This window comes from Streptomyces sp. NPDC031418 (assembly GCF_055581605.1).
Map to the genome: position 1 here is coordinate 226,335 of NZ_JBVIJC010000013.1, position 24,757 is coordinate 251,091.

General features: G+C 74.1%; 24 protein-coding genes. 16 read left to right on the forward strand and 8 right to left on the reverse strand.

Annotated elements, in window-relative coordinates:
- The first annotated feature begins 272 nt into the window (after positions 1-272).
- The 3 genes from dhaK (at position 273) to ACZ5CZ_RS21600 (ending at position 2,346) form a co-directional block, all read left to right on the forward strand.
- Entirely contained in the window at positions 273-1,265 is a 993-nt protein-coding gene (gene dhaK / locus ACZ5CZ_RS21590; RefSeq protein ID WP_385841215.1) for a dihydroxyacetone kinase subunit DhaK, read from the forward strand.
- Positions 1,266-1,332: 67 nt separating this feature from the next.
- A complete protein-coding gene (gene dhaL, locus ACZ5CZ_RS21595; RefSeq protein ID WP_385841216.1) occupies positions 1,333-1,932 on the forward strand; it encodes a dihydroxyacetone kinase subunit DhaL in 600 nt (199 codons plus the stop codon).
- 3 nt (positions 1,933-1,935) lie between these two features.
- Entirely contained in the window at positions 1,936-2,346 is a 411-nt protein-coding gene (locus ACZ5CZ_RS21600; protein ID WP_385841217.1) for a PTS-dependent dihydroxyacetone kinase phosphotransferase subunit DhaM, read from the forward strand.
- Positions 2,347-2,909: 563 nt separating this feature from the next.
- Here the strand turns inward: ACZ5CZ_RS21600 and ACZ5CZ_RS21605 are convergent.
- Positions 2,910-3,608: a glycoside hydrolase family 75 protein gene (locus ACZ5CZ_RS21605; RefSeq protein ID WP_468945090.1), complete on the reverse strand. Its 699-nt coding sequence runs from the start codon at positions 3,606-3,608 to the stop codon at positions 2,910-2,912.
- Positions 3,609-4,048: 440 nt separating this feature from the next.
- Between ACZ5CZ_RS21605 and ACZ5CZ_RS21610 the strand changes: the two genes are divergently transcribed.
- Together ACZ5CZ_RS21610 and ACZ5CZ_RS21615 are read left to right on the forward strand one after the other, a co-directional pair.
- The gene (locus ACZ5CZ_RS21610) at positions 4,049-5,023 is read left to right on the forward strand and encodes a fibronectin type III domain-containing protein (protein WP_468945038.1); all 975 of its coding nucleotides are present in this window, start codon (positions 4,049-4,051) and stop codon (positions 5,021-5,023) included.
- Positions 5,024-5,204: 181 nt separating this feature from the next.
- The gene (locus ACZ5CZ_RS21615; RefSeq protein WP_385841219.1) at positions 5,205-5,747 is read left to right on the forward strand and encodes a hypothetical protein; all 543 of its coding nucleotides are present in this window, start codon (positions 5,205-5,207) and stop codon (positions 5,745-5,747) included.
- A gap of 19 nt (positions 5,748-5,766) precedes the next feature.
- On the opposite strand, the gene ACZ5CZ_RS21620 is transcribed toward ACZ5CZ_RS21615, so the two are convergent.
- The gene (locus tag ACZ5CZ_RS21620; protein ID WP_468945042.1) at positions 5,767-6,312 is read right to left on the reverse strand and encodes a PadR family transcriptional regulator; all 546 of its coding nucleotides are present in this window, start codon (positions 6,310-6,312) and stop codon (positions 5,767-5,769) included.
- 31 nt (positions 6,313-6,343) lie between these two features.
- Entirely contained in the window at positions 6,344-8,359 is a 2,016-nt protein-coding gene (locus ACZ5CZ_RS21625) for an oxidoreductase (protein WP_468945045.1), read from the reverse strand.
- Between the two features lie 158 nt (positions 8,360-8,517).
- On the opposite strand from ACZ5CZ_RS21625, the gene ACZ5CZ_RS21630 reads away from it, so the two are divergent.
- The gene (locus ACZ5CZ_RS21630; protein WP_385841222.1) at positions 8,518-8,925 is read left to right on the forward strand and encodes a tautomerase family protein; all 408 of its coding nucleotides are present in this window, start codon (positions 8,518-8,520) and stop codon (positions 8,923-8,925) included.
- Between the two features lie 19 nt (positions 8,926-8,944).
- Here the strand turns inward: ACZ5CZ_RS21630 and ACZ5CZ_RS21635 are convergent, their stop codons facing one another.
- Together ACZ5CZ_RS21635 and ACZ5CZ_RS21640 are read right to left on the reverse strand one after the other, a co-directional pair.
- On the reverse strand, positions 8,945-9,319 hold the full coding sequence (locus ACZ5CZ_RS21635) for a hypothetical protein (protein ID WP_385841223.1): 375 nt from the start codon (positions 9,317-9,319) through the stop codon (positions 8,945-8,947).
- Positions 9,320-9,412: 93 nt separating this feature from the next.
- Positions 9,413-10,294, reverse strand: a complete 882-nt coding sequence (locus ACZ5CZ_RS21640; protein ID WP_468945048.1) for a hypothetical protein — start codon at positions 10,292-10,294, stop codon at positions 9,413-9,415.
- Between the two features lie 314 nt (positions 10,295-10,608).
- Between ACZ5CZ_RS21640 and ACZ5CZ_RS21645 the strand changes: the two genes are divergently transcribed.
- Positions 10,609-12,687, forward strand: coding sequence for a SpoIIE family protein phosphatase (locus ACZ5CZ_RS21645; protein ID WP_468945051.1), 2,079 nt, complete (start codon positions 10,609-10,611; stop codon positions 12,685-12,687).
- 12 nt (positions 12,688-12,699) lie between these two features.
- Here the strand turns inward: ACZ5CZ_RS21645 and ACZ5CZ_RS21650 are convergent, their stop codons facing one another.
- The gene (locus ACZ5CZ_RS21650) at positions 12,700-13,494 is read right to left on the reverse strand and encodes a putative protein N(5)-glutamine methyltransferase (RefSeq protein WP_385841353.1); all 795 of its coding nucleotides are present in this window, start codon (positions 13,492-13,494) and stop codon (positions 12,700-12,702) included.
- A gap of 348 nt (positions 13,495-13,842) precedes the next feature.
- Here ACZ5CZ_RS21650 and ACZ5CZ_RS21655 point away from each other — a divergent pair, with 348 nt between their 5' ends.
- Positions 13,843-15,567, forward strand: a complete 1,725-nt coding sequence (locus ACZ5CZ_RS21655; protein ID WP_468945053.1) for a hypothetical protein — start codon at positions 13,843-13,845, stop codon at positions 15,565-15,567.
- 46 nt (positions 15,568-15,613) lie between these two features.
- Positions 15,614-16,876 (forward strand): AAA family ATPase, encoded by a 1,263-nt coding sequence (locus ACZ5CZ_RS21660; protein WP_468945056.1) that lies wholly within the window; start codon positions 15,614-15,616, stop codon positions 16,874-16,876.
- Here ACZ5CZ_RS21660 and ACZ5CZ_RS21665 read toward each other — a convergent pair.
- Positions 16,854-17,285, reverse strand: a complete 432-nt coding sequence (locus ACZ5CZ_RS21665) for a hypothetical protein (RefSeq protein WP_468945059.1) — start codon at positions 17,283-17,285, stop codon at positions 16,854-16,856. The genes ACZ5CZ_RS21660 and ACZ5CZ_RS21665 overlap by 23 nt on opposite strands.
- Here ACZ5CZ_RS21665 and ACZ5CZ_RS21670 point away from each other — a divergent pair.
- Positions 17,284-18,657 carry a vWA domain-containing protein gene (locus ACZ5CZ_RS21670; RefSeq protein WP_468945061.1) on the forward strand — a complete coding sequence of 458 codons (1,374 nt, stop codon included), beginning with the start codon at positions 17,284-17,286 and terminating at the stop codon, positions 18,655-18,657. The genes ACZ5CZ_RS21665 and ACZ5CZ_RS21670 overlap by 2 nt on opposite strands.
- Positions 18,658-18,721: 64 nt before the next feature.
- Here the strand turns inward: ACZ5CZ_RS21670 and ACZ5CZ_RS21675 are convergent, their stop codons facing one another.
- The gene (locus ACZ5CZ_RS21675; protein ID WP_468945063.1) at positions 18,722-19,813 is read right to left on the reverse strand and encodes an ABC-2 transporter permease; all 1,092 of its coding nucleotides are present in this window, start codon (positions 19,811-19,813) and stop codon (positions 18,722-18,724) included.
- Positions 19,814-19,896: 83 nt separating this feature from the next.
- Between ACZ5CZ_RS21675 and ACZ5CZ_RS21680 the strand changes: the two genes are divergently transcribed.
- The 6 genes from ACZ5CZ_RS21680 to ACZ5CZ_RS21705 all read left to right on the forward strand — a co-directional run bounded on the left by ACZ5CZ_RS21680 (position 19,897) and on the right by ACZ5CZ_RS21705 (position 24,601).
- Positions 19,897-20,337, forward strand: a complete 441-nt coding sequence (locus ACZ5CZ_RS21680; RefSeq protein ID WP_385841230.1) for a MarR family winged helix-turn-helix transcriptional regulator — start codon at positions 19,897-19,899, stop codon at positions 20,335-20,337.
- A gap of 46 nt (positions 20,338-20,383) precedes the next feature.
- Positions 20,384-20,989 carry a sulfite oxidase-like oxidoreductase gene (locus ACZ5CZ_RS21685; RefSeq protein ID WP_385841231.1) on the forward strand — a complete coding sequence of 202 codons (606 nt, stop codon included), beginning with the start codon at positions 20,384-20,386 and terminating at the stop codon, positions 20,987-20,989.
- Positions 20,982-21,761: a ferredoxin reductase gene (locus ACZ5CZ_RS21690; protein WP_468945067.1), complete on the forward strand. Its 780-nt coding sequence runs from the start codon at positions 20,982-20,984 to the stop codon at positions 21,759-21,761. Before ACZ5CZ_RS21685 ends, ACZ5CZ_RS21690 begins: the two co-directional genes overlap by 8 nt.
- Positions 21,762-21,976: 215 nt before the next feature.
- Positions 21,977-22,561, forward strand: a complete 585-nt coding sequence (locus ACZ5CZ_RS21695; RefSeq protein ID WP_468945070.1) for an Rv1733c family protein — start codon at positions 21,977-21,979, stop codon at positions 22,559-22,561.
- Positions 22,562-22,755: 194 nt separating this feature from the next.
- Positions 22,756-23,724 carry an acetylxylan esterase gene (locus tag ACZ5CZ_RS21700; RefSeq protein WP_385841234.1) on the forward strand — a complete coding sequence of 323 codons (969 nt, stop codon included), beginning with the start codon at positions 22,756-22,758 and terminating at the stop codon, positions 23,722-23,724.
- A 133-nt stretch (positions 23,725-23,857) separates the two neighbouring features.
- Positions 23,858-24,601, forward strand: coding sequence for a GntR family transcriptional regulator (locus tag ACZ5CZ_RS21705; RefSeq protein WP_385841235.1), 744 nt, complete (start codon positions 23,858-23,860; stop codon positions 24,599-24,601).
- The last annotated feature ends 156 nt before the right edge of the window (positions 24,602-24,757 follow it).

Here is a 24,757-nt window from a genome sequence, read left to right on the forward strand (position 1 = left end):
TCCCCCCCCCCCCCCACCCCTTCCCCCCCCCCCCCCCCCCCCCCCCCCCCCCCCTCCCCCCCCCCTCCCCCCCCCCCGCGTCCGGGCAGCAGGCCGCCTCGGCCATGATCCGGTGGCCGGAGGTGACCTTCGCCGGTGCAAGGTCGATACTTCCAGCAGGGGACCCGCTCCGACACTCCGACCAACCGCCAGGATCAAGAACCGTCATGAACGCCGGTGACCTGCGAAAAGGCAGGTCCAGGGCGCAAGCGCCTAGCTGCCGAGGAGACACCATGAGGATGCTGATCAACGTGCCGGAGACCGTTGTGGCCGACGCGCTGCGGGGGATGGCGGCCGCGTATCCGGATCTGGCGGTGGACGTGGAGAACCGGGTGATCGTGCGCCGCGACGCGCCGGTGGCCGGGCAGGTCGCGCTGGTGTCGGGCGGCGGCTCGGGGCACGAGCCGCTGCACGGCGGGTTCGTCGGCCCGGGCATGCTGTCCGCCGCCTGCCCCGGCGAGGTGTTCACCTCGCCCGTGCCGGACCAGATGGCCCGGGCGGCGGCGGCCGTGGACAGCGGCGCCGGGGTGCTGTTCGTCGTGAAGAACTACACCGGTGACGTGCTGAACTTCGACATGGCCGCCGAGCTGGCCGAGGACGAGGGCATCCAGGTCGCCAAGGTGCTGGTGAACGACGACGTGGCCGTCACCGACAGCCTCTACACCGCGGGGCGGCGCGGCACCGGGGCGACGCTGTTCGTGGAGAAGATCGCGGGCGCGGCCGCGGCCGAGGGGCAGCCGCTGGAGCGGGTGGAGGCCGTCGCCCGCCAGGTGAACGAGAACTCCCGCAGCTTCGGGGTGGCGCTCAGCGCCTGTACGACCCCGGCGAAGGGCAGCCCCACCTTCGATCTGCCCGAGGGCGAACTGGAGTTGGGCATCGGCATCCACGGCGAGCCGGGCCGGGAGCGGCGGCCGATGATGACCTCCGGGGAGATCGCCGACTTCGCGGTGCACGCCGTCCTGGACGACCTGCCGCCGCGCGGTCCCGTGCTGGCGCTGGTCAACGGCATGGGCGCGACTCCGCTGCTGGAGCTGTTCGGGTTCAACGCCGAGGTGCAGCGGGTGCTGCGCGAGCGCGGGGTGGCGGTGGCCCGCACGCTGGTCGGCAACTATGTCACCTCCCTGGACATGGCGGGCGCCTCCGTGACGCTGTGCCAGGTCGACGAGGAGCTGCTCAGGCTGTGGGACGCGCCGGTGAAGACCCCGGCGCTGCGCTGGGGGATGTGAGCGGGCGGACGAGGCCGTCCACACCTCCGGCACATCGGTCAACCGCCCTACCACGCAAGGAGATCCAGTGCTCGACGCCGACTTCTTCCGCCGCTGGATGACGGCGGCCGCCGCTTCCGTCGACCGCGAGGCGGAACGGCTCACCGCCCTCGACTCGGCCATCGGCGACGCCGACCACGGCAACAACATGCAGCGCGGCTTCACGGCGGTGCGGGCCGCCCTGGAGAAGGAGACGCCGGCCACTCCGGGGGCCGTGCTGATGCTGACCGGGCGCCAGCTGATCTCGACGGTCGGCGGCGCCTCCGGACCGCTGTACGGCACGCTGCTGCGCAAGACCGGCAAAGCGCTCGGCGACGCCGCCGAGGTCGGCGAGGAGCAGCTGGCCCAGGCACTGCGGGCGGGCGTGGAGGCGGTGATGGCGCTCGGCGGGGCCGCGCCGGGCGACAAGACCATGATCGACGCCCTGGTGCCGGCCGTGGACGCGCTCGGGGACGGGTTCGCCGCGGCGCGGGCCGCCGCCGAGCAGGGTGCGGAGGCCACCGTTCCGCTGCAAGCCCGCAAGGGCCGGGCGAGCTATCTCGGGGAGCGCAGCATCGGCCACCAGGATCCGGGGGCGACCTCGTCCGCGCTGCTGATCGCGGCCCTCGCCGACACCGCGGAGGGCTGACGGGTGGCTGAGGAGAAGCTGGTCGGAATCGTGCTGGTGTCGCACAGCGCGGAGGTGGCCGCGGCCGTCGCCGAGCTGGCGAAGGGCCTGGCGAGCGGGGCCACCGCGGTGCCGGTGGCTCCGGCGGGCGGCACCGAGGGCGGCGGGCTCGGCACCAGCGCCGAGCTGATCTCCGCCGCCGCGGCCTCGGTCGACCGGGGAGCGGGGGTGGCGGTGCTCACCGACCTCGGCAGCGCGGTGCTCACCGTGAAGGCGCTGCTCGCCGAGGGCGACGAACTCCCGGAGAACACCCGGCTGGTGGACGCGCCCTTCCTCGAGGGAGCGGTGGCCGCGGTGGTCACGGCATCCACCGGCGCCGACCTGGCCGCGGTGGCCGCCGCGGCCGCGGAGGCGTACGACTACCGCAAGGCCTGACACCGGCCGCGAACTCCCTGCGGGGGGCTCCACCCACACCGACACGGGCGCCCTGCCAGGCCGTACCCGGCCCCGCCCTGGCAGCCGGTGCAGGCGCTCTTTCCCCCGGCGGGGGCCCGCGCCGGTGCTCGCCGACGGACAGGCGTCGGCTGCACGTGCCCTGTCCCCCGCGCCAGACCCCGGTCGGACGCGCCGGCCGTGGAGGCATACGACCACCGGAACCGGGTGCGCGTGGCCGCCCGCCGAACGCCCTGCGGGACTCCGCCTCACGTCGGCACCGGGGGACGCCGGACGCCCACACCCATCCCTGCCGGACCGCGCTCGCCCACGACTCCAGCCCCCTGACTGAACGGACACACCCGGCGGCGGGTACGCGCACTCCCCGCCGGCGTATGGCCCGCAACCCTGCTCGCCCACGCCGACCCACGACGTCGGCCGTCCTGAAGGGGCGGCCGGTACTCGCCGACGGACCAGTCACGACTGGCCACGCCCCTCCCCCTCCGCCAGGGGACCGCCCCGCGGCCCACCTGGCCAAGCAGTTCCCGGCGCCGGGCGGCCCCGGGTCACTCGTCGGTCGTGAAGCGTCTGGCCAGGCGCTCGCCCGTCGTCGCCGTCGCCGCGTGGTCCTCGATGGGGTCGACGTGGGAGTTCTTGAAGATGATGTAGGTGACGCCGGAGTCCGCCCCTCCGTCGCGGGGGTCGGGTCGGATGCCGAGGCCCAGGGCGGTGGCGTAGGAGGCCTCGCCGATGAGGTCGCGGGGGCCGGTGTCGCCGACGACGGCGTACTGCACCCGGTCCCGGTAGACGACGGCGGCGACGGAACCGCCCCGGATGCCGTGCGCGCGGTAGTCCCAGAGGGGGCTGGGCGCCGGGACGACGACGTAGGGCAGTGTCTCGGCGTTCAGATGGCGTCCGTCGGACTGCTGGAAGGCGGTCGTCGGGGCGAACAGCGGGTCGGTGCGGCTGTTGCAGCGGGTGGTGGGCCGGCCGTCGCAGTCGATGTCCAGATCGGCCTTCCAGAAGACGGCGGTCCGGGTGTTGCAGACGGGGACGGTCGCGGGGCGGTCGGCGTCGGTGCGGTACCGGCCGTGGGAGATCCGGACGCACTCGGCGACCCGGGTCAGCAGGTCGGCGGCGGTGACGGCGCCCTCACTGCGGGCGGGACCCTGTCGGGCCGGGACGGCGGAGGCCGGGGCGGGCAGGGCGGCCGGGGCCAGCAGCACCGCGCCGGCCGCGGCCAGCGTCAGCGTCGGGACACGCACACGCACGTGGGGTGGGCCTCTCTCCTCGGGGACGGTGGAGACTTCCAGGCCACTGTGGGGCGGCGCCGGGCACCCGGCCGTCAGGACCGCTCCGAAGAGGCCGGATGGAGCACGCGTCTGACACCCCGTGAGGCGACACCCGGGGCCGTGGCACTGGACAGCGGGCGGACAACAGGGGTCGGGGTCCGGGCCGGTGCGGCTCCGGACCCCGGCCGCCCGCGTCGGCGCGGTACCGGCGACGACAGCGAGTCCGCGCCAAAGGCATGAACTTCCCTGCCCTGCCCGGGAGTTCAGCCGTAGGGAGACTCAGCATACGGAACCGCTCCGGCCGCCCACCAACGCGGCCCTCTTGCCCCGGCCGCACCAGCGGGGCCATATTGGTCCGGACCTTTCCCGTCCTGCCGTGGGATACCGGCACCGTCCCCGGGGAGGCACACGCCGTGCGCCGCGTGCCCGTTCCGCTCGCCCTGGTCTGTGCGGCTCTGCTGCTGGTGGCGGCGTGCGGCTGGGGCGGGGCCGCCGCCGGCGACGACGGCCGTATGCCCGGCGCCCCGGCCGGGGTCACCGCGACGGCGGGCAGCGCCACGACCGTGCACGTGATGTGGAACGCGGTCACGGACGGCCCGGGCATCCGCTCCTACGAGGTATACCGGGGCACCACGAAAGCGGCCGAAGTACCGGGCTCACAGCACATGGTGGACGTCATCAGGCTCAGGCCGTCGACCATGTACGCGTTCTCCGTGCGGGCCCGGGACACCGACGGCCGGCTCGGACCGCCGAGCCGGCCGGTCAGGGCGCGCACCCCCGCCCTGGCGGCGGCCGACCGCACCGCCCCGACCCGGCCCGGGCTGCCGAGCGGCCGGGCCCTCGGCAGCCGGGCCGTGCGGCTGTCCTGGGGCGCGTCCCGGGACGACCGCGGCGTGGTGTCGTACGACATCTGCCAGGGCGGGGTGAAGATCCACGGGGTGGGCGGCGACCGGACCACCGCCGTGGTCACCGGGCTGCGCCCCGGCACCGGGTACGTCTTCACGGTCCGGGCCAGGGACGCCGCGGACAACGCCTCCCCGGCGAGTACGCCCGTCCGTCTGACCACGCCCGGCAGCGACGACGGCCGGGACACCGCGCCCACCGGCTTCACCGCCACGGCCCACCGGTCCGACGGGGCCTACTACCTCGACCTGGCCTGGGACCCGCCGCGCGTGGACGGCGTCGTCACGGAGTACCAGGTGCGGCTCGACGACGCCACGGCCACCTCGCTGGTGTGGGGCGGCACTCCGCCGCGCGGCCGGGCGCACTACAGCTTCTACGCGGGCCGGACCGCCGGACAGGAGCACCGGGTACGGCTGCGGGCGCGGCTGCCGGACGGGACGTGGGGCGGCTGGACGGCGCAGCGGACCGTGCGCACAGCCGGCTGACTCCCGCACCCCCTCGGCGGGCCGCGGTGCGCCGGACGGTGGAATCCGTCACCTGGCCGGGTGCGCTCCGTGTGCGGGCGGGTCCCGGGCCGCGTTGGCTGCCACTGAGGCAGCACGGACGTTTCCCGACCCTCGGCGGCGCATGGGACGTACCGCCAACCGTGCCGCTGGAGGCCAGACGATGCGCAACTCCAGACTTCCGCTCCGCTGCGGCCTGACCCTGGCGGCCGCCGCCACGCTCCCGGCCGCACTCGCCGGACCGTCCGCCGCGGCATCGGGCATCTCCGTCAGCACCACCGGCTCCACCGTCTCGGTGGTCACCAGCGCGTGCACCCAGATCAACGGCAGCTGGGGCACCGCGGCCCTGCTCACCAGCCGCCAGGCGAACTTCTCCCAGGGCCGTCAGGTGGCGCTGGCGGGCACCACCATCAGCCAGTCCGCGGCCTGGACCCAGGTGAGCCCGGGGACGTACACGGTGGTCGTGGTCTGCTCCAGCGGCAGTACGGCGGGCACCCAGTCGGTGATCGTGTCGTCGTCACCGAGCCGGCCGACGATCTCGTCGACGTCCACGCCGACGCCGTCCCGGGGCGTGATGGGCGGCCTGGGCGGCGCCGCCCGTGACTACGGTCCGCTGACCCTCGGCATCGGCGCCGCCCTGGTGGGCGCCGGGGTCATCGCCACCGGCTGGGTGCTGCGGCGGCGCTCGAAGCCGTACCGCCTCTGACGGACCGCCCGCCCGGCGTTCAGTCGGCGTCCGGCAGCCCGGCGACCTCCGCCACCGCGTGGCTCAGCCACTGGGTCCAGAAGGTCTCCAGGTCGATGCCGGCCCGCAGCACCAGATGGCGCAGCCGGTCCTCGGGGGCGTCCCGGTCCGGCGGGAAGTCCCGCTTCTCGATCTCCTGGTACTCGGCCAGCTGCCGCTGGTGCAGCTCCAGATGGCGCCGCAGGTCGTCGCCCAGACCGGCCGCGCCGACGACCGCGGCGGCGCGCAGCCGGAGCAGCAGCGGGTCCCGCTGCGGCTTCGGATCCTGCGCGGCGGCGGTCCAGCGGGCCAGCTCGGCACGGCCCGCGGGCAGGACCTCGTAGCTCTTCTTCTGCCCGCGGACCGGCTGCTCCGGCGGCAGGGTGCGGATGAGCCCCTCGGCCTCCAGCTTCCCCAGCTCGCGATAGATCTGCTGATGGGTCGCGGACCAGAAGTAGCCGATCGACTTGTCGAACCGGCGGGTCAGCTCCAGCCCCGACGACGGCTTTTCCAGCAGGGCGGTGAGGATCGCGTGCGGGAGAGACATGGGCTCATCCTAGGGACGTACGGCCGCCGTCCTACAGGGCCGCGGCCAGCTCGGTGCCCTGCTTGATGGCCCGCTTGGCGTCCAGCTCGGCCGCCACGTCCGCGCCGCCGATCAGGTGTGCGCTGCGGCCGGCGGCGACCAGCTCCTCGTACAGGTCCCGGCGCGGCTCCTGCCCGGTGCACAGCACCACGGTGTCGACCTCGAGGACCGTGCTCTCCTCGCCGACGGTGATGTGCAGGCCGGCGTCGTCGATCCGGTCGTAGCGCACGCCCGGCACCATGGTGACGCCGCGGTGCTTCAGTTCCGTGCGGTGGATCCAGCCGGTGGTCTTGCCGAGGCCGGCGCCGACCTTGCTGGTCTTGCGCTGGAGCAGGTGGACCTGGCGCGGCGGGGCCGGCCGGTGCGGGGCGGCGAGCCCGCCGGGGGCCTGGTAGTCCATGTCGACGCCCCAGGCGCGGAAGTAGGTCTCCGGGTCCTCGTGGGCCTTGTCGCCGCCGTCGGTGAGGTACTCGGCGACGTCGAAGCCGATGCCGCCCGCGCCGAGCACGGCGACGCGCTCGCCGACCGGGGCGCCGTCGCGGAGCACGTCGAGGTAGCCGAGGACGCGCGGGTGGTCGATGCCGGAGATGTCCGGGGTGCGCGGGGTGACCCCGGTGGCGACCACGACCTCGTCGTAACCGTCCAGGTCGGCGGCGGTGATCCAGGTGTCCAGGCGTACGTCGACACCGTGCGCGGAGAGCTGGTGGCGGAAGTAGCGCAGCGTCTCGTCGAACTCCTGCTTGCCGGGGACCTTGCGGGCCACGTTGAGCTGGCCGCCGATCTCGCTCGCCGCGTCGAACAGGGTGACGGCGTGGCCGCGTTCGGCGGCGGAGACCGCGCAGGCGAGTCCGGCCGGGCCCGCGCCGACGACCGCGACGCGCTTCTTCAGCCGGGTCGGGGAGAGCACCAGCTCGGTCTCGTGGCAGGCGCGCGGGTTGACCAGGCAGGAGGTGATCCTGCCGCTGAAGGTGTGGTCCAGGCAGGCCTGGTTGCAGCCGATGCAGGTGTTGATGGCGTCCGGTGTGCCGGCGGCGGCCTTGGCGACGAAGTCGGGGTCGGCGAGCATCGGGCGGGCCATCGACACCATGTCCGCGTAGCCGCCGGCGAGCAGCTCCTCGGCGACCTCGGGGGTGTTGATGCGGTTGGTGGTCACCAGGGGCACGGACACCTCGCCCATGAGCTTCTTGGTGACCCAGGTGTAGGCGCCGCGCGGAACGGAGGTGGCGATGGTGGGGATGCGGGCCTCGTGCCAGCCGATACCGGTGTTGATCAGGGTCGCCCCGGCGGCCTCGATCTCCTTGGCGAGGGTGATCACCTCGTCCAGGGTGGAGCCGCCCGGGACCAGGTCCAGCATGGACAGCCGGTAGATGACGATGAAGTCCTCGCCGACGGCCTCGCGGACCCGCTTGACGATCTCCACCGGGAAGCGCATCCGGTTCTCGTAGGAGCCGCCCCAGCGGTCGGTGCGCTGGTTGGTCTGCCGGGCGATGAACTCGTTGATGAGGTAGCCCTCGGAGCCCATGATCTCCACGCCGTCGTAGCCGGCCTGCCGGGCGAGGCGGGCGGTGCGGGCGTAGTCGTCGATGGTGCGCTCGACGTCCGCGTCGGTCAGCTCGCGCGGTACGAAGGGGCTGATCGGCGCCTGGAGCGGGCTCGGTGCGACGAGGTCCTGGTGGTAGGCGTAGCGGCCGAAGTGCAGGATCTGGAGCGCGATCCGGCCGCCCTCGCGGTGCACGGCCTCGGTGACCACGCGGTGCTGCTCGGCCTCGGCCTCGGTGGTGAGCTTGGCGCCGCCCTCGTACGGTCGGCCCTCGTCGTTGGGGGCGATGCCGCCGGTGACGATGAGTCCCACTCCCCCGCGCGCACGGGCGGCGTAGAAGGCCGCCATGCGCTCGAAGCCACGCTCGGCCTCCTCCAGGCCGACGTGCATGGAGCCCATGAGCACGCGGTTGGGCAGCGTGGTGAATCCGAGGTCGAGCGGGGTCAGCAGATGGGGGTAACGGCTCATGGGGCCCTCCGTGCGGGGTGTGGTCGTCTCTTGTTGTAGAGGACGCCCCTATCTTTGTGCAACTAGTTGCATAACCACGGAGGGGTGACACCGGCCACTCTGTACCTACTAGTATGTACAGAGCTCGCGGAAGACCGTTCCGGAAAGGACGTACCGCCATGCCCTTCGTCCGCATCGACGCGCTCGGCACCGACCCCGCCCGCCTCGGCGCCCTCGGCGACGCCGTCCACGAGGCACTGACCGAGACCCTCGGCGTGCCGCCCGACGACCGCTTCCAGGTGCTCACCGGCCACGACGGCGTCACCGGCACCCTGCGCTACGACAGCTACCTGGGCCTGCCGAAGGACGCCTCGGCGGTGTTCGTGGCGATCACCCTGCGCGCCGGACGGAGTCCGGAGCGGAAGCGGGCGCTGTACCGGCGGATCGCCGAGCTGGTCCACGAGCGCACCGGCACCGCGCCGCACAACGTCGTCGTCACGCTCACCGAGAACACCGACGTCGACTGGTCCTTCGGCGACGGGCTGGCGCAGTACGCCCCGGCCGGCGCGGAGCCGGCCGGGGCGTAGGACCCGGGGAGCGGGGTCGTCAGCGGCTCTGGAGCCGCAGGTGGAGGTCCCGCTCCTGGTCGCCGGAGGCCGTGCAGGTCTCCTCGACGCTGAAGATGGCGTCCAGGGTGTGCCGGAACCGGTCCACGGCCCAGTAGCCGCCCTGGACGTCCGCCTGGACCGGCGAGTGCAGCTCGACCGGCGGACAGTCCCGCCCGCGGGCCTCCGCCACGTCATAGGTACCCAGCCACACCATGGGCCGGGTCTCGTGCAACTGCTGAGGGACCTCGTCCGCGCCCCGGTCGGACGCGAAGCAGGAGTTCAGCGCATCGAAGACGATGCGAGCGTCCTCCTTGGAGCATCCGCTGATCTCCACCGTGACGGTTTCCGGATGCGACCGCTCCGTGTGGGTCATGACCGCTCCTTTCCTGCCGTACCGCGAGGGCACGGGGTACCCCGGCACACCGCGTCCAACCCCAGGAAAACACCACCCGCGGCCGCGCACACCTCAGCCACGGGAGAATGTGTAGGTCTTGCTGTCGGTGAGCACGCAGAACCCCGGGGACACCACGATCACCCGCAGCACACCGGTACGGCGGTCGTAGTCGATGCCCTCGCTCTCGAAGGTGCCGGAGCAGGAGCTGCGCAGCGGGAGCGGGCGCAGGGCCGTCACATGGCCGGTGACGTCGGCGGAGCCGTTCGGCGGGGCGGAGAGGTCGACCTGGAGCAGCGGCTTGGTCATCCCGAAGAGGCTGCCGTCCGGGTCGTCGGAGGAGCAGAGCAGCGTCGTCGGGCCGGAGAAGTCGCAGCCCTGGACGTCGCGGACGGCGTGGTCCAGGACGACGGTCGAGGCCTGCGGGAGGTTCGCGCCGGGCGAGGTGGCGGGGTTCTCGCCGGGCGTGGGGAAGACCAGGAAGCGGGTCATCGTGCCCCATTCGCCGGACAGCATCCACTGGCCGTCGGGCGAGATCGCGTCCCAGGAGTTGTTCAGGGCCTCGCCGGGGCTCAGCGTGTGGACGTACTCCGACCAGGCGCCGTCGGGCCTCTGCACGCGGAACATCTTGGAGTTGCCGGAGTCCTGCTGGTAGGGCTCGATGTAGTAGCCCTCGTAGGAGGCGTCGGGGTCGCCGACGTGGTTCCAGCCGCGCAGGGAGACGCCGAGCGGGATGGTGCCGATGCCGGTGTAGTGGTTGGGACTGTTCGCCGGGACCTCCACGGAGGCGAGTCCCTGGCTCTCGGTCAGCGGGTCGGCCCGGTCGGAGCCGGTCTCGGTCCAGGTGTCGGCGGCGAAGGCGGGTGCGGGTGCGGCGAGGGACACGACGGCGGCGGTGGCCAGGGTGACGAGTCCGGCGAGGACTCCATGGCAACGTTGCCGGGCGGACGCGGGCATGGCCAACTCCTCGGGCAGGGGTGGGGGCACTCGGTCGGCGGACAGTCTGGCGTGGCGCGATAGTCATGTACAGACCAATGGAGCAACATGAGCGTGAACTCTCACGGCCCGCGGGATCACGCTGTACGGTCTCGACAGGAGCCCCCGCACGCGTGTACGGCGGCAGGCTGCTTCCGGCGGACGTCCGCCGCGTGGTGAGAGATGGTGGAGGTAGACCGGTCAAGGCGGCGGAGAGTCGGTGTGAGCACGGCAGGACAAGGGGAGTCGGCACGGGGGACGGCGTGCCGTACGAACGGGCGAAGGCGGTGCGGGGCATGAGTGCAGCCGAGGCTCCGGCAGCGGACAGCGGCGAGCCGGCACGCGGCCCGTTGCGGCCGGGCGGCCTGCTCGACGTGCTCGGCGTGGCGTCGGTCGTGCTGGACACCGAGGGCCGGATCGTGCTGTGGAGCCCGCAGGCCGAGGAGCTGTTCGGGTACTCCGCGCAGGAGGCCCTCGGTCAGTACGCCGCCCGGCTGATGGTGCACAAGCGCCACAGCGAGCTGGTCGGCAAGCTCTTCGCCGATGTCATGCGCACCGGACAGAGCTGGGCCGGCGGTTTCCCGGTCAGACACAAGGACGGCAGCACCCGGCTGGTGGAGTTCCGCAACATGCGGCTGCTGGACGACCGCGGCGATGTGTACGCGCTCGGCCTCGCCGCCGACCAGTCGACCGTACGGCGGCTGGAGCAGGACGTCGCGCTGTCCGAGCGGATGGTGAAGCAGTCGCCGATCGGCTACGCCGTCCTGGACACCGAGATGCGGTTCGTCTCGGTCAACCCGGCCCTGGAGAAGATCAACGGCGTACCGGCCGCCGAGCACATCGGGCGCCGGCTGCACGAGGTGCTGCCGATGCTGGACTCCGGCCCGGTGGAGGCCGGAACCCGGCAGGTGCTGGAGACCGGCGTACCGGTGATCGACGACACCACGATCGGCCGTACCCCCGCCGACCCGGACCACGACCACACCTGGGTGCACTCGCTGTACCGGCTCGACGACGCGATGGGCAACGTGCTGGGCGTGGCCGTCTCCGTGGTCGACATCACCGAGCAGCACCGGGCCGCCCTGGAGGCGGAGGCGGCCCGGCGCCGGCTCGCCGTCATCGCCGACGCCTCCGCCCGCATCGGCACCACGCTGGAGCTGGAGCGCACCGCCTGCGAGCTGGCCGAGGTCGCGGTACCCGAACTCGCCGACGTGGCGGCGGTGGACCTGCTGGAGGCGGTGGTGGGGGGCCGGCGCAGCACGCTCGGCCCGGCGGAGTCCGCGGTGATCCGGGCGCTGGCGGTGCGCCCGGAGGACGACTCGGACGCGGTCCGGGCCGCCGACCCGCCCGGCCAGATCGCCCGGTACGCCCCCGACCGCCTGGTCACCGAGTGCGTCCGTACGGGTGAGGCGGTGCTGGTGCCGCAGGTGAAGGACGAGGATCTGCCGCGCATCGCCCGCTCCGCCGAGGCGGCCGCGCTGCTCGGCCGGGCGGGACTGCACTCGTATCTCGCGGTGCCGCTGATCGCGCGCGGCGAGGTGCTCGGCGCCCTGGACCTCAAACGCACCCGCAATCCGGCGCCGTTCGACGAGGACGACGTCCTGCTCGCGCGGGAGCTGGCCGCCCGCGCGGCCGTGCAGATCGACAACGCGCGCTGGTACCAGAACGCCCGCAACACGGCGCTCACCCTTCAGCGCAGTCTGCTGCCCAGCCATCCCCCGGTCACCACCGGCCTGGAGGTGGCCTCGCGCTACCAGCCCGCCGGGGCCACCAGCGAGGTCGGCGGCGACTGGTTCGACGTCATCCCGCTGGAGGGCGGCAAGACCGCGCTGGTGGTGGGCGATGTGATGGGCAGCGGCATCAGCGCCGCCGCGACCATGGGCCGGCTGCGGACGGCGACCACCACCCTGGCCGCGCTCGACCTCGACCCGGCGCGGCTGCTGGAGCACCTGGACAAGACGACCTCGGCGCTGGACCACTCCATCGCGACCTGTGTGTACGCCGTCCACGACCCGCATCTGCGGCAGTGCCGGATCGCCAACGCCGGCCATCTGCCGCCGGCCCGGATCCGGCCCGGCCGCCCGCCGGAACTGCTCGACCTGCCCACCGGGGTGCCGCTGGGCGTGGGCGGGGTCGCCTTCTCCACCGTGACCGTCGACTTCGAGCCCGGCGACGTGCTGGTGTTCTACACCGACGGGCTGGTGGAGACGCGCCGTCACTCGCTGGACGAGCGCCTGGACTTCCTGCTGTCCCTGCTCGACGACCCCGCGCGCCCGCTGGAGGAGGTCTGCGACTTCCTGCTGCGGACCCTGCACCACCCCGACAACCACGACGACGTGGCCCTGCTCATCGCCCGGGCGCAGGAACTGCCTTAGCCGGCGCGGAGGTCAGCGCCGTACGCCGATCACGACGTGCGCGGGAAAGTCCTCCGACACGGCCAGACGGGCCGTCAGGCCCGCGTCGGTGAAGGCCTGGACGGCGGCCGGTGCCTGGCGCTCGCTGGTCTCGGAGAGCAGGCGGCCGCCGGGCGCGAGCCACTCGGGCGCCCCGGCGGCGACCCGGCGCAGCACATCGAGCCCGTCGGCGCCGCCGTCCAGGGCGACCAGCGGCTCGTGGTCGCGGGCCTCGGCGGGCAGCAGGGGAACCTCGCCGGTGGGCACATAGGGCACGTTGGCGGTCAGCACACCGACGCGGCCGCGCAGTCCGGCGGGCAGCGCGTCGTACAGGTCGCCCTGGTGGGCGTGGCCGCCGAAGGCGGTGAGGTTGCGGCGGGCGCAGCGTACGGCGGCCGGGTCGATGTCGGCCGCGTGCACCTCCGCGCCGTCCAGCGCGGCGGCGAGGGCCGCGCCGAGCGCACCGGAGCCGCAGCACAGGTCGACGACCACGGTCGCGTACGGTGCCTCGGCCAGCGCCTGCTCGACCAGGAACTCGGTACGGCGGCGGGGCACGAACACGCCTGGTTCCAGGGCGATCCGCAGTCCGTGGAACTCGGCCCAGCCGAGGACCTGTTCGAGCGGGAGTCCGGCGGCCCGCCGCTCCACCATCGCGGCGGCCTCCTCGGGGCCGCGGGCGGTGGCGAGGATCAACTCCGCCTCGTCCTCGGCGAAGACGCATCCGGCGGAGCGGAGCCGGGCGACGACGGCGGAGGGGTCGGCAGGGGACAGCGGGGAGACAGGAGACAGCGGGGCGGCACTGGGAAGAGAGGGCACGGAAGAGGGCACGGAAGCCTTGAGCCTTTCGGGAGCGCGAGAGGGGGGCGCTCCCGCGGTCACCGGTGCCGGTGCACCGCGCCGTCGGGAAGAGAGAGCACCCCGGCTGGCACAGCGGTGATGGGTCCCACCTCCTCGGCGACGGGGGCCGCACGGTCCGCGGCCGGAGGGCCACCATACCCCAGCCGCACGGCCGTTCCCCCGGCGCGCCGGGCCCGGAAAAAGCGCTGGCGCGGTGCCCGGCCGGAGAACTACGCTCCCCGCGATGACGACTCACCGAGCAGACAGATGGGGGGTCCCGTCCACGGAAGGTGAGCGCTGATGCTCATCCCGACCGTGCACGAGGATTCCCGCCTCTCCCTGTGGCTGCGCGTACGCGAGTACGCGGTGCCACCGTCCATGATCGAGGCCGCCGCCGGCCGCCGTGAGGCCGGTGACTGGGCCGGAGCCTGCGCCGCGGCCCGGGTCGACGTCGACCTCGATCTGCGTTCCGTCGCCCGGGTCCACGGCCGCGAACTCGCGTCCCTGGTCCGCGCCGACCTCCGCCGGCTCGCGCCCGACCTGCTGCGCTGGCACATGCCGAGGGTCGCGCCCGACGGGCTGCTGCGCCCCGGGCTGACACTCACACTGGCCCGCTACCCGGGTTCCGGCCGGGAGGGCGCCGTCCACCTCGTCGCCCGTACCGCCCCGGCCTGGGCCGACGGCGGCCAGCGCATCAGCCTCGCGCTGTGGGACCCGGCCGGGGCGTCGGACGGCGGCCATCCGCGTCCCCGTCCGCACCGACGCTTCCGGCTCGATCTGCACCGCCACCTGTGGGACGCGAGCAGACACCTGGAGCTGCGGATCCGGTCGGGCGCGGACGGACCGGCGCCACCGGACCTCGACCCGCTGGGCCTGGCGCCGCCGGGGCTCGGCTGGGCCGTGGCCCGCTGGGCGGCCGAGGCGGCGCTCCTGTGCCAAGCCGAGGGCCGCTCCGACGGCGCGTTCACGGTACGGCTGGGCAGCCGCCGCCGACTGGTGCTGGAGCTGGTGCCACAGGGGCCCGTTTGCGGCGTGTGCCGGATATCGGGGGTGGGGCCAGTGAGGTCTGCGGGGCCGGTGGGGTCCGTCCCGGTGGCGGAGCGAGCCCGATGCGCGCTCTCCGGGGACACGGAGGGCGGCGGTGCCTTCCGCACCGGGTGGTCCGGCCGAGGCGGACGGTGGTCCGGCCGGGGCGGAGCGGTGGAGCCGGTGCCTGCCGACTCCGGCGCGGGCCCGTCGCGGCACCCAGGCCGGCCGGATGCCGCCGGGGCGACCCCGGCGGCACACCCGCTCCGGACCGGCCCGGATGTCTGCCGGCACTGCGGCGGGCCCGGTCGGTTCGCCACCGACGCGCCGTGGGCGGGGCTGCGGGCCGTCACCGGGCCCGTGCCGGGCGGAACCGGCGGGCTGCCCGTGTTGCCGGACGCGGCCGTCCGGGTCGCGCCCGACCTGGAGTTGGTGCGGGCCGGGTTGCTCGGCGCGGACCGGCTGCATCCGCTGGTCGCCGCCGCGCTGGCCCCGGGCCACCCGGCTCCCGGCACGGTCCGCGCCACCGACCCGGCGGACCTGGCCAGCCGGGTGGAGTGCCGGGGCGCCACGCACCGGATCGGCCTGGTCGACGGCGTCCTGGCGCCGCTCGACCACGACCCGGACGAGATCCGCCGCGAGGAGCTGCTGGCCGCGTTCGGCGGTCCGCCGCTGCCCTGTCTGCGGGCCGTCGACGCGGCGCACCGCCGCCCGGACTGCCTGCCCGGTGTCCGGGAGCGCCTGGCCCACGGCGACACCACCGGTGCGCTGGCCGTGGTCGAGGGCCTGCTGGGCCCCGGCGCCGTCCTGCGGGACGGGCCGCTGCGCGACGAGCTGGCGGCGGCCGCCGAACGCCGCATCGCCTACGGGCTGTACCGGGCGGGTCTGACCGGCCCCGACCGCACCGTATCCGCCGCCCGGGACCGTGGCACGCCCTCGGCCGTGCGGGACCGCCGCCCCAGCCGGGGCCGGTACCGCAGCACGGCCACCTTCTACTGAACTCCCTTCCGCTTTCGCCCACTTCACACCCCAAGGTGACCTCTCCATGCCTTCCTGTGTCTCCGCTGCCCTGCCCACTGACGCCCCCGAAGCCCCCGACGCCTCCCGGCTCGCCGTGGCCGACGCCCTGTTGGACCTGCTGCGCGACACCACCACCGAGCCCCGAACCGACACCCAGCTCGAGGCGCTGACCCTGGCGGTGACCGCCGACCTGCCGGTGCTGCTCTGGGGCGAGCCGGGCATCGGCAAGACCGCGGCGCTGAACCAGCTCGCCGCGGCCCTGGAACTCCCGCTGACCACCGTGATCGCGAGCGTCCACGAACCGTCCGACTTCGCCGGGCTGCCCGTCGTGGGAGACGACCCCGCCGTGCAGGGAGTCCCGATGGCCCCGCCGGACTGGGCGGTACGGCTGGTACGGGCCGGGCGGGGACTGCTCTTCCTGGACGAACTGTCCACCGCTCCCCCGGCCGTGCAGGCGGCCCTGCTGCGGCTGGTGCTGGAGCGCCGGATCGGCGCGCTGCGGCTGCCGCCCGGCGTGCGCATCGTGGCCGCCGCCAACCCGCGCTCCTCGGCCGCCGACGGCTGGGAGCTGAGCCCTCCGCTCGCCAACCGGTTCGTGCATCTTCAGTGGGCACACGATCCCGACGTCGTCGTACGCGGCCTCGGCGGGACCTGGCCGCTGGCCACGCTGCCCCGGCTGGATCCGCAGCGGCTGCCGGAGGCGGTGGACTTCGCGCGGCGCGCGGTGTGCGGGTTCCTCACCGCCCGGCCGGGGCTGGTGCACCGGCTGCCCGGCGGGGAGAGCCGGCGGGGCGGCGCCTGGCCGTCGCCGAGGAGCTGGGAGGCCACCGTGCGGCTGGTCGCCTTCGCGACCGCCGCCGGGTCCTCGCGGGACGTGCTGGCGCTGCTGGTCCGGGGCACCGTCGGGGACGGCCCGGGCCTGGAGCTGCTGGCGAGCCTGGACCGGATGGACCTGCCCGACCCCGAGCAGCTGCTCGCCGACCCGCGGGCCGCGGAGCTGCCCGAACGCGGTGATCTGCGCCAGGCGGTGCTGGACGGGGTGGTGGCCGCGGTCCGCAACCGGCCGGATCGGGCCCGCTGGGACGCGGCCTGGACCCTGCTGGTGCGGGCCATGGAGAGCGGGGCGCCGGACGTGGTGGTCGTCCCCGCGACCACACTGGCCGCGCTGCGCCGGGACGACTGGGACGTACCGACGGCGATCGAGCGGCTCGGCGCGGCCATGGCCCTCTCCCGCCGGGCCGACGAGGCCGCCCGAAAGGCCGCGCTCACCGGCGGGGGCCGCCGATGAGGGCGGGGGCGGTGGGGGCGGCGGGGGCGCCGGGGACCGCAGGGGCACGATTGACCGCCGGGGCGCCGGTGACGGAGCGTTCGCCGACGACGGCGAGGGCGCCGGGGACGACGGGTACAGGCATGACGGCGAGGACGCCCGGGACCGCGACGACGCCGCATCCCGTGACGGAGCGTTCGCCGATGACGGTGGAGACGCCGGTGACGGAGACAGCCGTGACGGCAAGGACACCCGGGACGGCGAGGACGCCGCATCCCGTGAGGGAGGGATCGCCGACGACCGCCGGGGCGCCGGGGACGGCGGGGGCGCCCGGGACGGAGGGGGCGCCCGGGACGGCGAGGACACCGGACCCCGTGACGGAGCGTTCGCCGATGACGGCGGGGACGCCCCTGAGGGAGGAGACAGCCATGACGGCGAGGACGCTGGATCCCGTGACGGAGGGATCGCCGATGACGGCCGGGGCGCCGGATCCGGTGACGGAGAATTCGCCGATGACGGCCGGGGCGCCGGACCCCGTGACGGAGCGGTCGCCAGGGACGGCCGAGGCGCCGGATCCGGCGGCCGTCCTCGACGTCGGCAAGCTGTACGCGGCGCGACTGTACGCCGCCCGGGTGCGGCCGTACCTGGCCACGGCGCTGTTCGCGCTGCACCCGGTGGCGTCACGGCAGGTGCCGACGATGGCCGTGGACCGGCACTGGCGGTGCTATGTGTCGCCGGCGTTCGTGGACCGGATGCCGGTGGAGGAGCTGGCCGGGGTGTGGGTGCACGAGGTCGCCCATCTGCTGCGCGACCATCACGGCCGCGGTGACCGGCTGGCACGTGCGGAGGGCCTGACCGGTCGCGGGGACCGGCTGCGGATGAACATCGCCGCGGACTGCGAGATCAACGACGACGTGTTCGGCGACGGTCTGGTACGGCCCCCGGACGCCGTGACCCCGGAGAGGCTGCGGCTGCCCGAGGGCCTGTTGATGGAGGCCTATCTGCGGCACATCCGGCTGGACGCGATGCCGGACGGGCTGGTCTGGCTGGACTGCGGCAGCGGCGCCGACGGGCTCGCCCGGGAGTGGGATCTCGGGCCGGAGGGCGCCCACGGGCTGAGCGAGCAGGAGCGGGACGCCGTCCGCTTCCGGGTGGCGCAGGGCATCAACGGCCGCCCGGGCAACGCTCCGAAGGGGTGGCGGCGCTGGGCCGAGGAGGTGTTCCATCCGCCGCTGCCCTGGCGGGAGTTGCTGGGTGCGGCCGTCCGCTCGGCGGTCTCGGGCGGGGGTGCGGGCGATGACTACAGCTACGGCCGCCCGGCGCGGCGTGCGGCGAGCCTGCCCGGTGTCGTCCTGCCCAGCCTGCGGCGCAGGCCGCCGCGGGTGTGTGTGGTGGTCGACACCTCCGGCTCGGTCAGCGACGCGGAACTCGGCAGTGCGCTGCTGGAGGTGGCCGCGATCGGCCGGGCCGTGGGTGGCCGGCGGGACCTGGTCGGTGTGCTGTCGTGCGATGCGGCGGCGCGGGTCGTGCAGCCGCTGTGCCGGGCGGAGGGTATCGAGCTGGTGGGCGGGGGCGGGACCGATCTGCGGGCGGGGTTCGCGCGGGCGCTGCGGGAGCGGCCCGATGTGGTGGTGGTCCTCACCGACGGGCAGACCCCCTGGCCCGAGGAGCGGCCGCCCTGCCGGACGGTGGTGGGGCTGTTCCCGCGCGCCGGGGGCTGGAGCGAGGAGGACCCGTACGACGAGCCGACCGCGCCGCCGGCGTGGGCACGGGCGGTGCGGATCGGGTCGGCGCCGGGGTGACGGACCGGCAGGGAGCCTCCGCCCGTCTCCGAGCGGTGCGCTCCCTGTCTCCGGCCGGCCGTGGTCAGACGCCGACCGTCTCCTCGACCTCCTCCTCGGCCTCGTCGGCCGCCTCGGTCTCCTCGGCGGGGGTGCTGGCCGCTACCGGTACCGTCTCGGCCGCGGCCCCGGCCGGGTGCTGGCCGGCCGCGTGCCGGGCCCGCCGGGGCCGCTCGTACAGGGCCGCGATCCCGGTGACGACGAGGCCGGCGAGCAGCCAGACCACCAGGGTCCACGCGTTGCGGGCGAGACCGTCGCTGCCGAAGTAGAGCAGGCTGCGGACGCCCTCGACGAAGCCGGCACCGTTCCAGAAGGCATGCAGGGTGCCGAAGAAGCCGTTCTGGAGCTCGGGTCGGAATAGGCCGCCGGAACTCGTGAAGTTCAACATCACGAACAGCACCATCATGGTCAGCGTGGTCCACCGCTTCAGGAAGGTGTGCAGGCCGACGCCGATGAAGAGGATGCCCGCCGAGTACAGCCAGGCCATGCCCCACACGCCCGCGAGGTCGTGGTGCGCGAGGTGGAACACCGGCCCGGCGAGCAGCGCGCCGATGCCGCTGACGACGGCGGAGACACCGAGCGCGAGCAGTGCGCGTACCCGCATCGGCAGGGCGGCACCGGCGGCGCCGAGGGCGGCGACCGAGGCGTAGGAGCCGATGCTGAGCGCGATCAGCAGGAAGAACAGGCCCTGGCCGGTGGGGTCGTCGGCGACCGGGGCGGCCACGTCGGTGACCTTCAGCGGGACGCCCTCCTTGGCGGCGACCGGGGTGAAAACCTTCTCCACGGCGGTAGCCCCCATGTCGGAGGCGGCGCTCGCGACGAGCAGCTCGGGGGACTTGGCGCTCGGCACATAGGCACCAGTCACATCCCGGGAGGTGAGCAGGCCGACGGCCTCGGCGCGGGTGGCGACGGTACGGACGTCGAGCTTGTCCCCCGCGGTGTCCTTGACCGTCTGGGCGAACACCTTCGCCTGCGGTCCGGCACCGACGACGGCGACGGGCATGTGGTGCGGCTCAGGGGTCACAAAGGCCCCCATGTAGGCGAGCCCCATGCCTATGCACATCAGCAGCGGGGTGATCAGGTGCGTCAGCACATGGCGCAGTGCCGGTGACCTCATCGCGCGCGACCTCCAAAGGTTGGCTTATACAACTTTCAGTTCAAGTTGTACTATACAACTAGAACGCCGGAGGAGGTATTCCCGTGAGCGCAGCGGAGTCGGCCGTGGAGGCGATCCAGCGCGAGATGACCATGTTCGCCCGCCGGGCCCGGGCCTCGGCGGGCCGTATGCACCCCGAGCTGTCCCTGGTGTCGTACACCCTGCTCAGCCACCTGGAGGAGCAGGGCGGCTGCCGCGCGACCGACCTGGCGGCCCACTACGCCCTGGACAAGTCCACGGTGAGCCGGCAGGTGGCGGCACTGGAGCGGGCCGGACTGATCGAGCGCCGGCCGGATACGGAGGACGCCCGGGTGCACGTGCTGCACCTGACCGCGGCCGGCCGGGAGATCCTGGCCCAGGTCACCCGCAGCCGCCGGGCCGCCTTCCAGGAGCGGCTCGCGGACTGGCCGGAGGCGGACCTGGTCCGCTTCGCGGCCTATCTGGAGCGGTACAACGCGGGCCCGCCCGCCGGCGGGCACAGCTGATCCGACCAGGGACGGAGCAGCCGGAGTGGCAGCGTACGGTTGAACCATGAACGTCACGCGAGGCTTCACGGGCCGTCCGCGCGTCCACAACCCCGGTCTGCCCCCGGGGCAGTACGACGCGCGCGACGACTGGCCCGTCCTGTCCGCCGAGGTCACCCCCGACCTCGATCCCGCCGACTGGTCCTTCCGCATCGACGGCCTGGTCGAGGAGGAACGGACCTGGGACTGGGAGGAGGCGCACGCCCTGCCGGCGTCGGCCTACACCGGGGACATCCACTGTGTGACCGGCTGGTCGAAGTTCGGCGTGCGGTTCGGCGGCGTGTCGCTGGACGCCTTCTTCCATAGGGTGCGGCCCCATGTGTCCGCCACACATGCCCTCGCGTACTCGCACACCGGCTACACCGCGAACCTGCCCCTCGCCGACCTCACCGGCGGCCGGGCCTGGATCGCCTGGGAGTACGACGGCGCGCCGCTGGCGCCCGAGCACGGCGGCCCGGCGCGGCTGCTGGTGCCCCACCTCTACTTCTGGAAGAGCGCGAAGTGGATCGCAGGCATCACGCTCCTCGACCACGACGAGCCGGGCTTCTGGGAGCGCAACGGCTACCACGCGCGCGGCAACCCGTGGGAGGAGCAGCGGTACTCCGGTGACTGATCCGACGACGACACCCCCGGCCGCCCCGAACGGCCCCGCGACACGGTTCGCCGTGCCCGACCGCATCGCGGTGAGCACGAGCACGGCGACGACGTGGCAGACGGCCACCCTGACGGAGATCCGGCGCGAGACGCCGCGCGCGGCCACCTTCCGGCTGGCGGTGCCCGGGTGGGCCGGGCATCTTCCCGGGCAGCATCTGATGCTGCGGCTGACCGCGGCGGACGGGTACACGGCGCAGCGCCACTACTCGATCGCGTCCGCGCCGGACGACTCCGGGCACCTGGAGCTGACCCTGGACCACGCGCCGGGCGGCGAGGTCTCCGGCTGGTTCCACACGGTGGCCCGGCCCGGGGACACGGTGCAGGTGCGGGGCCCGCTGAGCGGCTTCTTCGCCTGGCCGGGCGACCGGCCCGCGCTGTTGCTGGGCGCCGGCTCGGGGGTCGTACCGCTGATGTCGATGGTGCGGCACCACCGGGCGCGCGGTCTGAGCGTGCCGCTGCGGATGCTGGTGTCGGCGCGCGGCCCGGAGGAGCTGATCTACGCCCGCGAGCTGGGCGCGGAGACGACCCCCGTGTTCACCCGCAGCGCCCCGCCCGGAGTGGCGGTGGGACGTATGACGGCCGCACATGTGGCGCCGCTCCTGGCCGAGCAGCCCGCCCATGGGTGGGAGGCCTATGTGTGCGGCTCCAACGGCTTCGCCGAACACGCGTCACGGCTGCTGGTGGCGGCGGGCCAGCCGGTCGAGCGGATCCGCATCGAGCGCTTCGGCTGAGCGCCGGGTCGCACCGCCGAGCGGGCCGCGCGAGCGCCGGGCGCATACCGCCCCCCGCGCTCCAAAGGGCCCGAAGTCGCGGTTCCGGATGTGCGCGAGGTGCGCCGTACGGGGTACGAGACGGGTGTGGATGCTCGTGCACGGCTGTGCGTCCGGACGGGCCGGTGAACCGGCCCGTCCGCCGCTCCCGCCGCGGCGATGGCACGGAGGTGGACATGCGGACCCGGATGCATGGCTGGCGCTGGCGGAGCAATCCGCTGCGGCGCCGGTCGGACGTCGTGGAGGCGTGGACCGTGCTGATCGTCGCCGTCCTGCTGTTCGTGGTGGCGCCCCTGGTGGGCGTCGCCGTGGGTCTGCGCGCTCATGACCAGGCCGCGTCGGCCGCGGCGGCCCAGCGGGCCGAGCGGCACCGGGTGCGGGCCACGGTGATCGGCGACCCGCCGCAGCGGCTGTCCGCGGCCGAGGGCGACCGGGCCCGCCCCTACCGCGCCGAGGTGCGCTGGTCCGAGCCCGGCAAGGGCACCCGCACCACCTGGGCCCGGGTGCCGGCGGGGAGCCGGACCGGGGACGTGGTCCCCGTGTGGTTCGACGCCCAGGGCCGCAGCGTGCCGCCTCCGCCGGGGGACGCGGCGGTGTGGCAGCACGCGGTCTCCGTCGGTCTGTGCGCGGCGGGCGGCGCGGCCGGCGTGGTCCTCCTCGGCCACGCGGTCGAGCGCCGGATCGCCCTGCGCCACCGGCTGGCCGAGTGGGAGCGGGAGTGGGCGCGCACCGGACCGAAGTGGACGCAGCCGCGGACCTGACCCACCCGAATGACCCGACCACTCCCCCTCGTCCGGAGCACCGGACACCCCCACTCAGCAAGCGCTTACTCACCCCTGGACCAGCACCGCAACCGCCGTACGGCCACACCGATGACTCGGCCTGGGCCTGGCCAGTGATCCGATCACCCGCGTACGGTGAGCCGACACGCTCTTCTTCACAAAGGCGGTTGCCGATGGCCCTGTTCGACCTTTCCCTCGAGGAACTCCGCGACTACCGCAGTGAGTCCATCGAACCCGAGGACTTCGACGCCTTCTGGGACAAGACGCTCCAGCAGGCGCGCGAGCACGAACTGGACGCCCGCTTCGAGCGGGTGGAGACCGGACTGTCCACGGTCGAGGTGTACGACGTGACGTTCGCCGGGTTCGGCGGCCACCCCGTCAAGGGCTGGCTGAAGCTGCCGGCCGGCGCCTCCGAACCGCTGCCGCTGGTCGTGGAGTTCATCGGGTACGGCGGTGGCCGCGGGCTGCCGCACGAGAACCTGCTGTGGGCGTCGACCGGCCGGGCGCACTTCATCATGGACACCCGGGGACAGGGCAGCGCCTGGGGCGGTGGCGGCGGCACGGCGGACCCGGTGGGTGCCGCACCGGCGTACCCGGGGTTCATGACGCGCGGCATCGACGCGCCGGAGAACTACTACTACCGCCGTGTGTTCACGGACGCCGTGCGCGCGGTGGAGGCGGCCCGGTCGCACCCGCTGACCGACGCGGCGCGGACGGTGGCGACCGGCGGGAGCCAGGGCGGCGGCATCACCATCGCCGTGGGCGGTCTGGTGCCCGATCTGGCCGCGATCGCGCCGGACGTGCCGTTCCTGTGCGACTTCCCGCGCGCGACGGTTTCGACGGACCGTCACCCGTACCGGGAGATAGGCCTGTTCCTCAAGACCCACCGCGGCCGTGCGGCGGAGGTGCAGCGCACGCTGTCGTACTTCGACGGGGTCCACTTCGCGGCCCGCGGCCGGGCGCCGGCGCTGTTCTCGGCGGCCCTGGAGGACCAGACCTGCCCGCCGTCGACGGTGTTCGCGGCGTTCAACGCCTGGGCGCACGAGGACAAGGCGATCGAGGTGTACGACTTCAACGACCACGAGGGCGGCGGCCCCTTCCAGGAGGCGGCGAAGCTGCGCTGGCTGCGCGCGTACGCCTGAGTCCGCGGGCCGGGAGCGGTCGGGTTTCGGCCGAACCGCCGGGCAGCCCTTCCCTTGTGGTTTAGACCAATGCTAAGTGTGGTCGCGCAATGAGCCCGCACGGCTACGTCTGGTCACCAACAGGAGGCGCGGCATGGCCCGCACCACCCCCCTCGCTCTCCCCCGGCACGCGGACCTCCCGCGCTATGCGCAGGTCGCGACGCTGCTGCTCGACGAACTGCGCGACGGCACCATCCCGCCGGGTGAACGCCTGCCGGGCGAACGGCACCTGGCGGCGCACTTCGGTGTCAGCCGGGAGACCGTCCGGCAGGCGCTCGACATGCTGCGCCGCGGCGGTCTGGTCGCCACCGACCGTCGGGGCAGCCATGCCACGCTGCCCGGCCGGCCCGTGGGGGCGCCGTGGTCGCCGACCTTCCCGGTCGGCGCCCGGCCCGCGGATCCGTGTGCCGTCGACCGGGCCACGGTGACCTGGGAGACACCGCCGCCGGAACACGCGCGGGCGCTGGACCTGGCCCCGCACCGGCCGACGCTGGTGCACCGCTACCGGTCGGCCGCGCCCGACGGCCGCACTCTGCGGACGGCGGTGACGTCGTTCTCCGCGGTGGCCCTGGCCGAGGTGGCCGAGCTGGCCCGCTACCGGGACCGGGCGGACGGGGCCACCCCCGCGCAGCTGCGGCGGGCCTACGACTGGATGCGCAAGGCCGGTCTGACCCTGCACCACCGGGACACCATCAGCCAGTCGGGCGCGGCTGCCGCGGTCCGGGTGACCCGGCGGGTGCACGACCAGTACGCCCGTCCGCTGGAGATCACCGATCTCGTGGTCGACGCCCACCAGGACGAACTGGTCTACGAGTTCATGCTGCCCGCCGCGGGCTGACCGGCGCTCGCCACCAGCAGCCGGGCTCGGGGGGCGCCCCCCGGCCCCAAAACAAAAAACAGAAAAGAGGCACAGCTTCCCATGGAAACAACGCACGTCCTCTCCTTGGCAAACCCCGCCAACACAAAAAACCAGGCATAAACTACCAAAAAAAGC